Source organism: Dokdonia sp. Asnod2-E02, from assembly GCF_045063915.1.
Lineage (GTDB): Bacteria > Bacteroidota > Bacteroidia > Flavobacteriales > Flavobacteriaceae > Dokdonia.
Genome location: NZ_JBEFNX010000005.1, coordinates 1,328,666 through 1,341,387, shown reverse-complemented (window position 1 = coordinate 1,341,387; position 12,722 = coordinate 1,328,666). Strand labels below are relative to the sequence as shown.

Below are 12,722 nucleotides of genomic sequence, written 5' to 3'. Positions count from 1 at the left end.
TAACTATTAAAAAACCAGAGAGATTTTTAGAAATTTTTACAGATACTATTCCTTTAATCGATTAAATGTGAGTTTTATCGTGCTAGATAAAGGCTTTTGCCTAAATATTTGAATGTATTTAAGATTTCCATTCAAGAAAGGCATATTTAAGACCTACGCCTAGTACCTCTCTTACTTGTAGACCGCTTATGGCATTCTCATCATATATGAGCTGTACGGCGAGGTTTGTAGTGATGTATTTATTAACCTGCATAGCGACATTGAGCGTGTAGTCAATATCTACATTTTTTGTATTCTCAAGGTAGTCTGCATACAGATTAAGCGTGTTTTCAAAAACTATATTTTCAAACAGTTCTTCCTTATGATAAGCACTTACAGAAGCTCCTAATTCAAAACGTACGTTTTCATTAGCCTGTACTCCAAAAAATGGCTCATAAGCTTCAATAGCGGCAGGGTCATTTTCATTTACTGTGGTAAATCTAGAGTTTACAAATATAAATCTTGCCGTAGCGGGCGCCACGTTTAACTTAAAATCGTTACTTTCTTTCCATAACAACCCAGGACCTATCTGTAAATATGCAGGAGAAAAACTAGTTGTAATGAGTTTGCGATCTTGTACCGTTTCTATAACCTCACCAGCATCATTAAGGACTTGCCTGTCAAAAAACTCATAACCCGGAGCCATTTGAGTTCTAAAATTAAAGAGACCAGAATAATACCATTTTGAACTGTCTATACGACTACCTACTAGGCTATTAAGTTCAAGCCTATCTGTGGTTTTTCTAACAAACACTTGGTCTTTTGTAGCGGCAAGACCTAGTATTGCGGTAAGCTTTGTATCCCAGTTGAGTTTTTTACGCTTGTAATTTACATCCCAATTAAGGTTAAAGTTACCTGCTACGTTTGATGTTCCTCCACCTTGCCAGTTGTCATTAAAGGCGCTCTGGCTAAATAACAACTCCATAAGACCTTTGCTTTTCCACCCATCTGGAAGGGAGTCTTTCTTTTTATCTGTTTTTTGAGCAAAGGTAATTGTGGTACCTAGTAGTAACAGTGGTAAGAGTATATACTTCATTATATAGCAGGGATGAATTAAGCAGTCTAATATACGGAGCCTTTACTTATTATTCAAGGAGCCTTACTTTGTCTTCTTGTAAAGAGGTACGGAAGAGCACGCCTCACCAAACATTAAACTACGCGCAACAGGCTGTAGTTTTTCTATAAGCAATAAATAGGCATTTTCTGGAACGGGTTTGTTAGAACATCCTTTTACAATAACAGGTACATTCTCATAAGGAGTCACGTCTATGCCTTGTATAACTTCTGTGTATAATATGGTCTCTAGTAATGCTAGGTCACCTGTAATTACTTTTTTTGCGATACCTTGCATATGAGTGGCTACAAGCATATATGCCCAAGCTGGAACAATGGCGTCTGTGCTACAATGTAACGCTACAAATGCATTTGTATATTGACTCCAGTCGTGTTCCTTTACGCTTTTTCTAAAAGCTGTCTCGCGTAGTATAAAACCTTGATCTAGCCATTGAGAAATATCAACAAGTTGTCTATTACCCTGTAGATATAAATCTTCTAGATCAAAGGTTACTAGCTTGCTATTTGCAACTCTATTTATAATTTCTTCGGCCATTGTGAGAATAATTACAGCATTCCTAGTTCTAGCTTTGCTTCTTCACTCATAAGGTCTTGTGTCCAAGGTGGGTCAAAAGTGATCTCAACCTCACAGTCTTTAACATCTTTAAGCGACTTCACTTTTTCTTCTACCTCTAGTGGTAACGTTTCTGCAACGGGGCAGTTAGGCGTGGTAAGAGTCATAAGGATTTTTGTATCCATATCTTCATTTACAAATACGTCGTAAATCAATCCTAGCTCATAAATATCTACTGGGATTTCTGGGTCATATATTGTTTTAAGAACACGTACAATTTTGTCGCCTAGCTCTTCTGTGTTGATTTCCATATGCTTTATATAATCTGCTTGTGCAGGGTTGTTTTAATGTGTTTTGTTACGCTTTCGCGAAAGCGTGATACGTCTCTTAATTAAGTTGTGTCTGGTATGCAACGGCATACAGTTTTATTTGTTTAATCATACTCACGAGTCCATTTGCGCGCGTAGGTGAGAGGTGTTCTTTAAGACCTATCTCATCTATAAACGCAGTATCTGCATCTATAATTGCTTGTGGTGACTGGTTTGAAAAAGCTCGTATAAGGATGGCAATAATTCCCTTTGTGATTATGGCATCGCTGTCTGCAGTAAATGCTACTTGTCCATTTTCCATAGTGGCGTGTACCCATACCTTGCTCTGGCATCCTTTTATAATGTAGTCATCTGTTTTAAATGCTTCATCTATGAGCGGTAGTGATTTGCCTAGATCAATCATATATTCATAACGCTGCATCCAGTCTTCAAACATAGAAAACTCATCTACTATCTCGTCTTGTATTTCTTGTATGCTAGCCATAATTATGATATCTGTATGTGTTGTATTCTATTATTACTTTACAAAGATAATGCCCAGAAGATTAACTGTCATTTTGGCGAGGGGAGCATTTTGTGCATATACCACATTTTACGATGCTCATCTTTAAGTAAGTCAAAAGGCAATAGCTGAAACTCGGTTTTTATATACCCTGCCTTCTTATAAAACAGTTGAGCCTGGGTATGTGTATGCATCGCATCAAGCCATATTATTTTATAGTCTAACTTTCTAGCGAGCTGCTCTCCATATTGCATTATATCTCTTCCTACTCCTTTACCTTGTACAGAAGGGTGTAAATAGAGTCTATGTAACTTTAAGCCTGCTAGCGGTGGTAGTGGTGTGTATACTTGATTATACACATATTTAAAAATACCTACAGTTTCATTTTTATAAAGTATGAAGTGGTAGTGACTTTGTGGTGTAGCAAGATCTTTTTTAAGGCTTTCTAAGCTGTAAATATGGTCTAAGTACCAAGAGCAGTCATCTTTCCAGAAATGCCCGTATGCAGCTGGATAAACCTCTTGCATTAACTCAAGCAACTTAGGTTGATCCTCAATTTTTATAGGCTGTAAGCTTAGATGACTATTTATTGTTATCAATAAGTGCCTTTTTAGAAATACCTGTTATGATTGCATCACTATCTCTATAAAGTGTAATCGTGTCACCCTTTTTTAGAAATGATGTAACTTCAGATAAGTTGTCATAATATAATTGTTCTATATCATCGTGAGGACAAGCCCTTTTTGTATTAGCCACATATGAAAACTGAAGCGCAGTACCTCTGAGTGCATAATCTGTCATATAGTTATTACAGCCAGTAGTGCCACTTATAGAACGCTTTTTATTATCAATTGTAAGAGATAATGCTGTCTCTGAGACGTCTTCTCCAGCCACAGATGTAATCATAAAATCACCTGTAAAGATCATTGGAGCTTGTGATAACTGGGCGTGACCCATCATAAAGCCCGCTATAAAAAGTACTAGAATACATACTGCTTTCATAATTCTATTTTTTAAGATAACATCGCAACTGCGCGTTTTACTCCATCTATAAATGTATCAATCTCTTCTTTTGTGTTGTAAAAAGAAAATGAGGCACGTACTGTACCTGGTATTTTGTAAAAATCCATAATGGGTTGAGCACAATGGTGCCCTGTGCGCACTGCTATCCCTAATTTATCAAGTATGGTGCCAATGTCATAAGGGTGAATCTCACCTACATTAAAAGAAACTACCGCAGTTTTATGTGCAGATGTGCCATAAATTTTAAGCCCTTCAATCTCGAGGAGCTGCTTTGTGGCATACTGTAAAAGCTCATCTTCATAAGCTGCAATATTATCAAAGCCTAACCCATTCATATAATCTAGCCCCACACCTGTAGCAATACCGCCACAAATATTAGGTGTTCCAGCTTCAAATTTATGTGGTAGACCCGCGTAGGTTGTTTTTTCAAAACTCACCTGGTCTATCATCTCACCACCGCCTTGATAAGGAGGGAGTTTAGTAAGCCATTCTTCTTTACCATATAACACGCCTACACCCGTCGGGCCACATATTTTGTGAGCAGAGCATACGTAAAAGTCGGCATCTAGGGCTTGTACATCTGGTTTTATGTGTGGTGTTGCTTGTGCGCCATCTATTAGTACCGCTGCACCTACTTTGTGAGCTTCGGTAATGATTTCTTCTATAGGGTTGATGGTTCCTAATGCGTTTGATACGTGATTTACAAAGACCAGTTTGAGCTGTGGTGATAACGCTTTCGCGAAAGCGTCCATATCCAGTTCTCCACTTTCTGTTTGTGGTATAACTTTAAGTATAGCGCCCGTCTTCTCACAAAGCATTTGCCACGGTACAATATTACTATGATGTTCTAGCGCCGAAACGAGTACCTCTTCGCCCTTTTTTAAAATACTTGCAAAGCCATTTGCTACTAGATTTATGGCGTGCGTTGTGCCTGCGGTGAGTATAACCTCATACGGCTGTGCCGCGTTAAAATGCTTCTGGATTTTTATGCGTGCTTCCTCATAAGCATCTGTGGCCTCTTGTGAGAGCGAATGTACACCACGGTGTATGTTTGCATTATAGTTAGAGTAATAATCTACAATGGCGTCTATAACAACTTGTGGGGTTTGTGATGTTGCGGCATTGTCAAAATAAATAAGCGGTTTTCCGTTTACTTCTCTTTTGAGAATAGGGAAGTCTTCACGTATTTTTTTAATATCTAACATAGCATTTTTTCTTTAGTACAAAGATACAAACTGAAGGACTTTTAACCAGTTATAGGAGCCTGTCTATATGTATAAAAAAAGCCGCTACGATAGGTAGCGGCTTTTGTAATTATTTGAAATCAATCTTATTGATCAAAACCGATGTTTACACCTATTTTCTTTGCAATAAGTTTTGTAATTCTTGTTTTAAGCTGTGGAATCTTAACACTAGATAATACTGTGTTTGCAAAGGCATACATAAGTAATGCGCGTCCTTCTTTTTCACCTATACCACGTGATTGTAAATAAAACAATGCACTCTCATCTAGTTGTCCAATAGTACAACCGTGAGAACAACGTACATCATCTGCAAAGATCTCAAGCTGAGGCTTTGAGTTTATGGTCGCTGTGTCATCTAGTAAGATGTTGTTATTAGACTGATATGCATTAGTCTTTTGGGCTTCTTTCTCTACAACAACTTTTCCGTTAAAGACACCTGTAGATTTTTCGGCAAAGATGCCTTTGTAATCTTGGTGACTCTCACAGTTAGGTGTGATGTGGTGCACAAGCGTGTTGTGATCTACGTGTTGTTTTCCTTCTATAATCGTAACACCTTTAAGGATAGAGTCCATATACTCACCTTTCTGGTAAAAGTTAAGATTGTTACGAGTGATGTTACCACCTAGAGAGAATGTATGTACAGATACGATACTTTCTTTATGTTGTTCAATTTCTGTAGTGTCTATAAGAGAAGCATCAAGCTTATCATTTTGAATCTTATAGTAGTCTACAAGGGCTCTTTTATCTGCAAAAATCTCTGTAACGACGTTTGTTAAGACCTTCTTGTCAGAGAGACTCTGGTGACGCTCTATAATTTGTACTTCAGAGTTTTCTTCGGCTACAATGAGGTTACGTGGTTGTAACATCATAGCATCATTTGCTCCAGTAGAGAAGTGTACTATCTGTATAGGCTTTTGAGCTACTTTCCCTTTTGGGATGTAAATATATGCACCATCTTTTGCATAAGCAGTGTTCAATGCATCCATTGACTCGCCTTTTGCAATTTTATTAAAGTACACATCTATTACTTGCTTGTACTTAGGTTTTGTAAGTGCAGCACCCATTGTACACACATCTATACCATCGTGTGTAGTTTCAGAGAGGTATGAACTGTAAACACCATCTACAAAAACAATTTTATAGGTGTCTACATCATTTAAGAAATACTGTTTTACATCCTTAAAATCAAGAGCAGCTTCTTTGCTAGGGAAGATGTTATAGTCTTCTTTAAGAATGCTGTTAAGTGAGGTGTATTTCCAGTTTTCTAACTTCTTGGTAGGAAACCCTTCTGCCTCAAAAGTTTTGATAGCTTCATTGCGTATCCCGTAGATAGGCGAGTCTGCATCTATACTTTCTTGTAAGACGATGTGGTTGCTTACTAATTTATCTTTTAAACTCATATTGTTCTGTTGTAAGATCTGTTTGTGTGATGTTAAATCACGACTGCAACAGGTCTAGTTATGCACCTACTTCTTCTTTGAGCCAGTCGTACCCTTTTTCTTCTAGTTCTAGAGCAAGTTCTTTTCCTCCAGAACGTACAATCTTACCGTTCATAAGTACGTGTACAAAATCTGGCACAATGTAGTCAAGAAGTCTCTGGTAGTGAGTGATTACAAGTACTGCATTATCTTCACTCTTAAGCTTGTTAACGCCATTTGCAACAATGCGCAGTGCGTCAATGTCAAGTCCAGAATCTGTTTCGTCTAGAATAGCAAGTTTAGGCTCAAGCATTGCCATCTGGAAAATCTCGTTACGTTTCTTTTCTCCTCCAGAGAAACCTACGTTAAGAGATCTAGATAAGAACTTACGGTCCATCTCAAGGAGTTCTGCTTTTTCTTTAATCTTCTTAAGCATCTCACTAGCTGGCATATCTTCTAGTCCTTTTGCTTTGCGAGTCTCGTTTATAGCAGTCTTGATGAAGTTTGTTACAGATACACCAGGTATCTCAACAGGATATTGAAAAGATAAGAAAACACCCTCGTGAGCTCTTTCTTCTGGATCCATTTCTAATAGAGACTCACCATTAAGGTCTATGTCTCCATTACTTACTTCATACTCTTCTTTTCCTGCAATAACAGAAGCGAGTGTACTTTTACCAGAACCATTAGGTCCCATAATTGCGTGCACTTCTCCGGCCTTCATCTCAAGGTTGATTCCCTTAAGAATATCTTTCTCTTCAATGCCTGCGTGCAGATTTTTTACTGATAACATAGTTCTACGTTCTAATTGTGCGATTATTTATCGCTTTCTACTTTTAAAGATCCGCCCTCTGTTTTGAGTTTGTCTCCTGCTTCTAATTTTAATGGAGTCTCACCTGTTGGTGCCTTGACTTCAAGTATTTCTTTTATCGTTACAATCTCATCCCAACCTTCTTCTCCAGCTGCTTTTGAGTGCAATTCTCCTTTTATAATTACTGGCACCATATCAAACTCATCACGTTGTAATGGTTTTATAATAGTTGCCAGCTCGTGCATTTTTTCATCTAGTGTTACGCCATAAATAAAAGTATCTCCTTTAAGTACAGCAGCATCTGCTAGATGAATAAATTCTCCCTCTAGTGTTTCAAATTCGGCAGCAACTTGATCACTTGCTGGGGTTTCCTTGCAAGAAATAAATGCTGTTATCGCTATCGCTAAGAGGAGAAATTTTTTCATTCTTAATTAAGTATTGCTGGTGTTTTTGCAAAATCTTCGGCGTCGTGCTGTATGATTACCGTTGCGTTTTGCGCTTTCGCGAAAGCTTCAAATTCCTTTATACTCTTCTCTGTTGTTGGGATGTCGTAGTTAAACTGAGGTACAACAGTGTTTTGTCTATTTTTCTCAAAGTGATATATATCACCAGATAATAGGGTAGGGCCATTGTTTTTAAGTTGTAAAAACAATACTTGGTGTCCTGCAGTGTGACCAGGCATAGATTTTATGATAACTGTACCGTCGCCAAAAACATCTTTGTCTCCATCTAGCTTTTCTACATTAGTAAGCTGGTTAAAGCTAGCTGGTGCATAAAAACTATTTCCTTTAATCTCTTCACTGTTTGCAAAGTCATACTCTGTAGATTGTATAAACCACTTGGCCTTAGGAAAATGATTTGCAGCTCCCGTGTGATCAAAATGTATGTGAGAAAAAGCAATCATATCTACATCCTCTGTTGTCATCCCAACACTCGCAAGTTGCGTCTTTATAGAATCTTTACGAGAGATAGTAAAAGCACCTCCTTCTGGTGTGTATGGCTCTTGACCTACTAGCATCTCAGGTAAACCTGTATCCCAAAGTAACACGCCATCTGGATGCTTGATTACATAAAAAGCATCTGCAAGTTCTTTTGACTCTCCTTTATACGTGTCTCCTTGAGCAAACAGATTGAGGTTATTTGCTTGAACAGTACCTCCAGAAAACTTATAAAGAGTTACTTCTGGTGTTTCATTAGTAACAGCTTCTCTTTTTTCTTGAGCGTCTCTTTTACCATCTTCAAACCCCTTTTTAAACTCCTCACACGAAGTAAAAAGGCCGGCAATGATTGCTATGATAACTAGTTTTTTCATCTCTTAGTTTGATTGAGTGTTATGACAATCTATCCTACAGACCCTTCTAGACTGATCTCAAGTAACTTCTGAGCTTCTACAGCAAACTCCATAGGGAGTTTGTTAAGTACCTCTTTTGAGAATCCGTTTACGATAAGGGCAATTGCCTTCTCGGTATCAATACCACGTTGGTTACAATAAAAAATCTGGTCTTCACCTATCTTACTGGTTGTTGCCTCGTGTTCTACTTGAGCAGTCTTATTTTTTGTCTCAATATATGGGAAGGTGTGGGCTCCACACTCGTTACCCATAAGTAGTGAGTCACATTGCGAGAAGTTACGTGCATTTGTAGCTCCAGAGTTAATCTTTACAAGACCTCTATATGAGTTTTGAGATTTACCGGCAGAGATACCTTTTGAGATAATCGTACTTTTAGTATTCTTACCTAAGTGTATCATTTTTGTACCCGTATCTGCTTGCTGGTGATTATTAGTCACAGCGATAGAGTAAAATTCTCCTATTGAGTTGTCACCTTTTAAGATACAAGAAGGATACTTCCACGTTACTGCAGATCCTGTCTCTACTTGTGTCCAAGAGATTTTTGCATTTTTCTCACAAAGACCACGCTTTGTTACAAAGTTGTAAACACCTCCTTTACCCTCTGCATTACCAGGGTACCAGTTTTGCACGGTGCTATACTTAATCTCTGCATCATCTAGAGCGATAAGCTCTACGACTGCGGCGTGTAGTTGGTTTTCATCACGACTAGGCGCTGTACAACCTTCTAGGTAACTTACATAACTACCCTCATCTGCCACGAGTAATGTTCTTTCAAACTGTCCAGTTCCTCCTTGATTTATACGGAAGTAAGTAGAGAGCTCCATAGGACAACGCACTCCTTTAGGAATGTAACAGAAAGATCCGTCAGAAAACACAGCACTGTTAAGAGCTGCATAGTAGTTGTCTTTTACAGGAACAATGGTGCCTAGGTGCTTACGCACTAGTTCTGGATGTTCCTTTATTGCCTCAGAGATACTCATAAAGATGATCCCTTTTTCGGCAAGTGTTTTCTTAAATGTAGTTGCTACAGATACAGAGTCTACTACAATATCCATCGCGACATTGTTCATTCTCTTTTGCTCATCTATAGAGATACCTAGTTTTTCGTACATCGCCAGTAAATCTGGATCTACATCATCTAGAGTTTTGTTTGGATCTACAGATTTTGGTGCAGAGTAATATGCGATAGATTGAAAATCTGGCTTTTCATAATTTACGTTTGCCCAGTCTGGTTCTTCCATAGATTGCCACACTTTGTAAGCTTCAAGCCTCCAGTCTGTCATCCATTGTGGTTCTTCCTTTTTCTTAGAAATTGCACGTATGATGTCTTCATTTAATCCTACAGGAAATGTCTCAGTCTCGATGTCTGTAAAAAAACCATACTCATATTCTTTGGTTTTTAACTCTTCCCTTAAATCGTCTTCAGTATATGCCATTGTATCTTTTTCTAGCTAGGGTACGCTTTCGCGAAAGCGTACTAACATTTTTTATTTATAGTGAGAAACTTTCTCCGCAACCACAAGTACGTTGTGCGTTGGGATTGTTAAACACAAAACCTTTACCATTAAGTCCTCCGCTATACTCTAGCGTAGTACCTATGAGGTAGAGAAAACTTTTTTTGTCTACGATTAGTTTTACATCGTTGTCTTCAAAAACTTTATCATCTTCTTTATGAGCTTTGTCAAAATGAAGATCATATGACAAGCCACTGCAACCACCACTTTTTACACCTACGCGCACATAGTCTGTGGTTACATCAAAACCGTCCTCCTGCATAAGGCTGGCGATCTTAATTTTTGCTGCTGGATCTACTTTAATCATAATCGGTCTAAATAGTTTGCAAATATACGGCTTAGGTCGCGTTTTTCAACGCATCCTAACATATAACTAACAGATGGTGAGATAGGTGTTTTCTATAGTGAAGTATAGTTTATAGTTTTTGCTGTGTTATGTGTGTGATTTATAGGGTTTTCATAAACCCTAAATTGTCTATAATGATTACTCCTTCTGGTGTTTTGTCAAACCGAAATACTAGATGATTTATAGAGGAGATGTCAAAGTCTGGGTTCCTTTCTTGAATCTCTGCAAATGGAAACATAAAGGTTTGAAAAATATTTTCTGAGTCGCTATCATCTGTGATAAACTGTGACTTCCATATGCGTACTTCTATTTCGCGTTGCAATGCAGAAAAATCACTAAGGCAGAAGGTGACTTTTTGACCATCGCTGTTTGAAATGATGATACTAAAGTCTATAGGTGCGTCTGGGATGTCATCCTCAAGCTTTTTATCATCTGTTTCATTTTCCTTTTCAATTTCTTTTTCAGGCTCGTTTTCTGTAGCATATTCAGTTTCAGTCTCAAGATCATCTTCATCTTCATTGTCTTTCCATTTTCCGCTAGACTTAGGGTTTGTACTTTCTGTAGACTCTGCGAGGGTAAAAGTGAGTGCCATTGTGCTATCTAATGGCTCTGGCTTAAAAGTATACTCGTAGCTTCCCACTAGTGAGTCTGGTATAGGATCACCTTCCTCTATATCTTTATAGTGCCAGCCCACATAAGCCGCTCGAGAACCTTTTTCTCCCCATTTAAGACTAATTTCTTGCTCTCGCCAGACAGTTACATTTGTACTCTTAATTGTAGTGCTGTCTTTTGTACCTGTGGTTACATTAAAATCTTCGTCATATGTTGCTAGCGGAGTAAAAGAGCTATCTTCATATTGACTTAAATAGATTGTTTCTGGAAGCCAGTCTGCGGCTGTTCGGGCATCTAAGAATAGCGGTTTGTAAGTCATCTTTTTTGTAAGTGTTGTTTCTAAAAAAGCACTTATGTAAACGCGGGCAATCTCGCGTTGCTCCTCTCCAGATAGAAGCTGCTTATTATTAAGAAAAGAAGTGCTGGCATCTGAGGTATCATTTTCTCCCCAGCTGGTGTTAAACTGGCCGTGATTTGCTCCTTGTACATACACCGCAGATTTAAAATGTGATGTGCTATCTGAGAAGGTGATTCGTTCATATTGTTTTGATCCAGCAAAGGAAGTCACATCACCATCTTGAGAACCGTGTATGGTAAGGTAGCTCACATCTTTTAATTCGTTAGGCGCATTGCCAGGTTGATACTGCCCATCTACCGGTGCAATAGCAACTATAGATTTGATATTAAAATTATAGTCTAAGGGTATGGACGCATCATCAGAGTAGTAGGGTAGGGTATTCATAAAAGCGGCGTGACCCACAGCTTCTCCACCCCTAGAGTGTCCCATAAGAGCAATACTAGTCGTGTCTATTTTTTGATAAAAAGGATGATCCTCAGTTTTGTTCCACTCGTGCCATACACGTAGGTGTTCTAATAGCATCCAGCCTCTGGCATCGTTTTCCTCATCAAGTCCGCCCGTAATATCTGCCCAAGAGCCATTAAGAAAGTTTTGATCTACAGATACAGTAATAATACCTCTAGAGGCAAGTAGCTCCCCAAGATACTCATAACCTACATCTGAGAAGTCTGACATTAAGTGATTACCGTGTACAATGAGCGCGAGTGGGAATGGTCCTTCTCCTTCTGGATACCATACATATCCATTAAGCGGTAACTCTTTATCATCAAAACCCCAAAAGTGCTCCCTATACCAGCCACTGAGACCCTCCCAATTATCTAAAAAAGGAACACCACTTACGGCTTTTGTAGTAAAGGTGACATCTTTGCCAAATTCTGGTCTATGTTTGTCCTTACCACTACCGTATGTTATTTTTTTTACAGTATAATCTCCTCGTGCTGCAGGTGACGGAGCTTCTATTTTTTGTACTGCACTTTTATGCAGTGCAGCAGCATTAAGTACTGGTTTTATATCAAAACCGCGTGGGAGTAATCCATTTATAACACTTGCCAAACCTATGATGCCAACTAGCAGGCACAGAAGTGCAATTCCTTTTTTAACCTTAGATAAGGATGAAAATACATTTGTGGTAAATAATGCAATAACTCCACCTATTAAGGAGATAATACAAAAAGCAAAAAACACATAGATACCCTCAAAGGCGAGTGCTACAAATAATAGAGGGATTGCAATAAGAAGCGCTAGCTTCAATATTTTAGGCATACGGTTGTATTTCTTTAAAATCCATAAAAAGAAATATGCGCTAAGCACTATGATTATTACAAAGACCGCAAAGAAGAGTAAAAACCAAGGGTCTTTTGATTTTGTGACAGAAGTGATAGCTGCTATAGTAAATAAAATGGCACTTACTATGAGCAAGGCAATCGCTGCTCCTCGCGTACTCGTTTTGCCTGGAGTTACTTTTGCGATAATCTTATAAAACCATTTTTTTAACTGCTTGATTTTTTTCATCTTAATTGTATGATTGGTATAAGTAAAGGTAGCTTT

The 12,722-nt window shown here is 38.3% G+C and carries 14 protein-coding genes; all 14 read right to left on the bottom strand.

Annotated features, from left to right (window positions below):
- Window positions 1-118: 118 nt before the first annotated feature.
- The 14 genes from ACJJVM_RS06000 to ACJJVM_RS05935 all read right to left on the bottom strand — a co-directional run bounded on the left by ACJJVM_RS06000 (window position 119) and on the right by ACJJVM_RS05935 (window position 12,686).
- Entirely contained in the window at window positions 119-1,075 is a 957-nt protein-coding gene (locus ACJJVM_RS06000) for a DUF3078 domain-containing protein (RefSeq protein ID WP_405211096.1), read from the bottom strand.
- Window positions 1,076-1,138: 63 nt separating this feature from the next.
- Window positions 1,139-1,648, bottom strand: coding sequence for a DUF2480 family protein (locus tag ACJJVM_RS05995; RefSeq protein ID WP_298352900.1), 510 nt, complete (start codon window positions 1,646-1,648; stop codon window positions 1,139-1,141).
- An 11-nt stretch (window positions 1,649-1,659) separates the two neighbouring features.
- Window positions 1,660-1,977 (bottom strand): DUF59 domain-containing protein, encoded by a 318-nt coding sequence (locus ACJJVM_RS05990; protein WP_035327034.1) that lies wholly within the window; start codon window positions 1,975-1,977, stop codon window positions 1,660-1,662.
- 76 nt (window positions 1,978-2,053) lie between these two features.
- Window positions 2,054-2,479 (bottom strand): SufE family protein, encoded by a 426-nt coding sequence (locus ACJJVM_RS05985; protein WP_298352906.1) that lies wholly within the window; start codon window positions 2,477-2,479, stop codon window positions 2,054-2,056.
- 68 nt (window positions 2,480-2,547) lie between these two features.
- A complete protein-coding gene (locus ACJJVM_RS05980) occupies window positions 2,548-3,096 on the bottom strand; it encodes a GNAT family N-acetyltransferase (protein WP_405211095.1) in 549 nt (182 codons plus the stop codon).
- Window positions 3,080-3,499 carry an META domain-containing protein gene (locus ACJJVM_RS05975; protein WP_405211094.1) on the bottom strand — a complete coding sequence of 140 codons (420 nt, stop codon included), beginning with the start codon at window positions 3,497-3,499 and terminating at the stop codon, window positions 3,080-3,082. Before ACJJVM_RS05975 ends, ACJJVM_RS05980 begins: the two co-directional genes overlap by 17 nt.
- An 11-nt stretch (window positions 3,500-3,510) precedes the next feature.
- Window positions 3,511-4,725, bottom strand: coding sequence for an aminotransferase class V-fold PLP-dependent enzyme (locus ACJJVM_RS05970; protein ID WP_405211093.1), 1,215 nt, complete (start codon window positions 4,723-4,725; stop codon window positions 3,511-3,513).
- A gap of 125 nt (window positions 4,726-4,850) precedes the next feature.
- Window positions 4,851-6,164 (bottom strand): Fe-S cluster assembly protein SufD, encoded by a 1,314-nt coding sequence (gene sufD / locus ACJJVM_RS05965; protein ID WP_035327042.1) that lies wholly within the window; start codon window positions 6,162-6,164, stop codon window positions 4,851-4,853.
- A gap of 58 nt (window positions 6,165-6,222) precedes the next feature.
- Complete coding sequence (gene sufC, locus ACJJVM_RS05960; RefSeq protein WP_035327044.1) at window positions 6,223-6,975, bottom strand: Fe-S cluster assembly ATPase SufC; 753 nt, start codon at window positions 6,973-6,975, stop codon at window positions 6,223-6,225.
- Window positions 6,976-6,998: 23 nt separating this feature from the next.
- Window positions 6,999-7,418 carry a hypothetical protein gene (locus tag ACJJVM_RS05955; RefSeq protein WP_405211092.1) on the bottom strand — a complete coding sequence of 140 codons (420 nt, stop codon included), beginning with the start codon at window positions 7,416-7,418 and terminating at the stop codon, window positions 6,999-7,001.
- Between the two features lie 2 nt (window positions 7,419-7,420).
- On the bottom strand, window positions 7,421-8,305 hold the full coding sequence (locus ACJJVM_RS05950) for an N-acyl homoserine lactonase family protein (RefSeq protein WP_405211091.1): 885 nt from the start codon (window positions 8,303-8,305) through the stop codon (window positions 7,421-7,423).
- 29 nt (window positions 8,306-8,334) lie between these two features.
- Window positions 8,335-9,780 (bottom strand): Fe-S cluster assembly protein SufB, encoded by a 1,446-nt coding sequence (gene sufB / locus ACJJVM_RS05945; protein WP_405211090.1) that lies wholly within the window; start codon window positions 9,778-9,780, stop codon window positions 8,335-8,337.
- A 55-nt stretch (window positions 9,781-9,835) separates the two neighbouring features.
- The gene (locus tag ACJJVM_RS05940; protein WP_038598937.1) at window positions 9,836-10,165 is read right to left on the bottom strand and encodes an iron-sulfur cluster assembly accessory protein; all 330 of its coding nucleotides are present in this window, start codon (window positions 10,163-10,165) and stop codon (window positions 9,836-9,838) included.
- A 139-nt stretch (window positions 10,166-10,304) separates the two neighbouring features.
- Window positions 10,305-12,686: a chlorophyllase/cutinase-like alpha/beta fold protein gene (locus ACJJVM_RS05935; RefSeq protein ID WP_405211089.1), complete on the bottom strand. Its 2,382-nt coding sequence runs from the start codon at window positions 12,684-12,686 to the stop codon at window positions 10,305-10,307.
- Between the last annotated feature and the right edge of the window lie 36 nt (window positions 12,687-12,722).

Excerpts from the sequence above, each read along its gene's own strand:
- ACJJVM_RS05975 (WP_405211094.1), bottom strand. The coding sequence starts at position 3,499 with ATGAAAGCAGTATGTATTCTAGTACTTTTTATAGCGGGCTTTATGATG.
- ACJJVM_RS05990 (WP_035327034.1), bottom strand. The coding sequence starts at position 1,977 with ATGGAAATCAACACAGAAGAGCTAGGCGACAAAATTGTACGTGTTCTT.
- sufC (WP_035327044.1), bottom strand. The coding sequence starts at position 6,975 with ATGTTATCAGTAAAAAATCTGCACGCAGGCATTGAAGAGAAAGATATT.
- sufD (WP_035327042.1), bottom strand. The coding sequence starts at position 6,164 with ATGAGTTTAAAAGATAAATTAGTAAGCAACCACATCGTCTTACAAGAA.
- ACJJVM_RS05935 (WP_405211089.1), bottom strand. The coding sequence starts at position 12,686 with ATGAAAAAAATCAAGCAGTTAAAAAAATGGTTTTATAAGATTATCGCA.
- ACJJVM_RS05940 (WP_038598937.1), bottom strand. The coding sequence starts at position 10,165 with ATGATTAAAGTAGATCCAGCAGCAAAAATTAAGATCGCCAGCCTTATG.
- ACJJVM_RS05955 (WP_405211092.1), bottom strand. The coding sequence starts at position 7,418 with ATGAAAAAATTTCTCCTCTTAGCGATAGCGATAACAGCATTTATTTCT.
- ACJJVM_RS05985 (WP_298352906.1), bottom strand. The coding sequence starts at position 2,479 with ATGGCTAGCATACAAGAAATACAAGACGAGATAGTAGATGAGTTTTCT.
- ACJJVM_RS06000 (WP_405211096.1), bottom strand. The coding sequence starts at position 1,075 with ATGAAGTATATACTCTTACCACTGTTACTACTAGGTACCACAATTACC.
- ACJJVM_RS05950 (WP_405211091.1), bottom strand. The coding sequence starts at position 8,305 with ATGAAAAAACTAGTTATCATAGCAATCATTGCCGGCCTTTTTACTTCG.
- sufB (WP_405211090.1), bottom strand. The coding sequence starts at position 9,780 with ATGGCATATACTGAAGACGATTTAAGGGAAGAGTTAAAAACCAAAGAA.
- ACJJVM_RS05970 (WP_405211093.1), bottom strand. The coding sequence starts at position 4,725 with ATGTTAGATATTAAAAAAATACGTGAAGACTTCCCTATTCTCAAAAGA.
- ACJJVM_RS05995 (WP_298352900.1), bottom strand. The coding sequence starts at position 1,648 with ATGGCCGAAGAAATTATAAATAGAGTTGCAAATAGCAAGCTAGTAACC.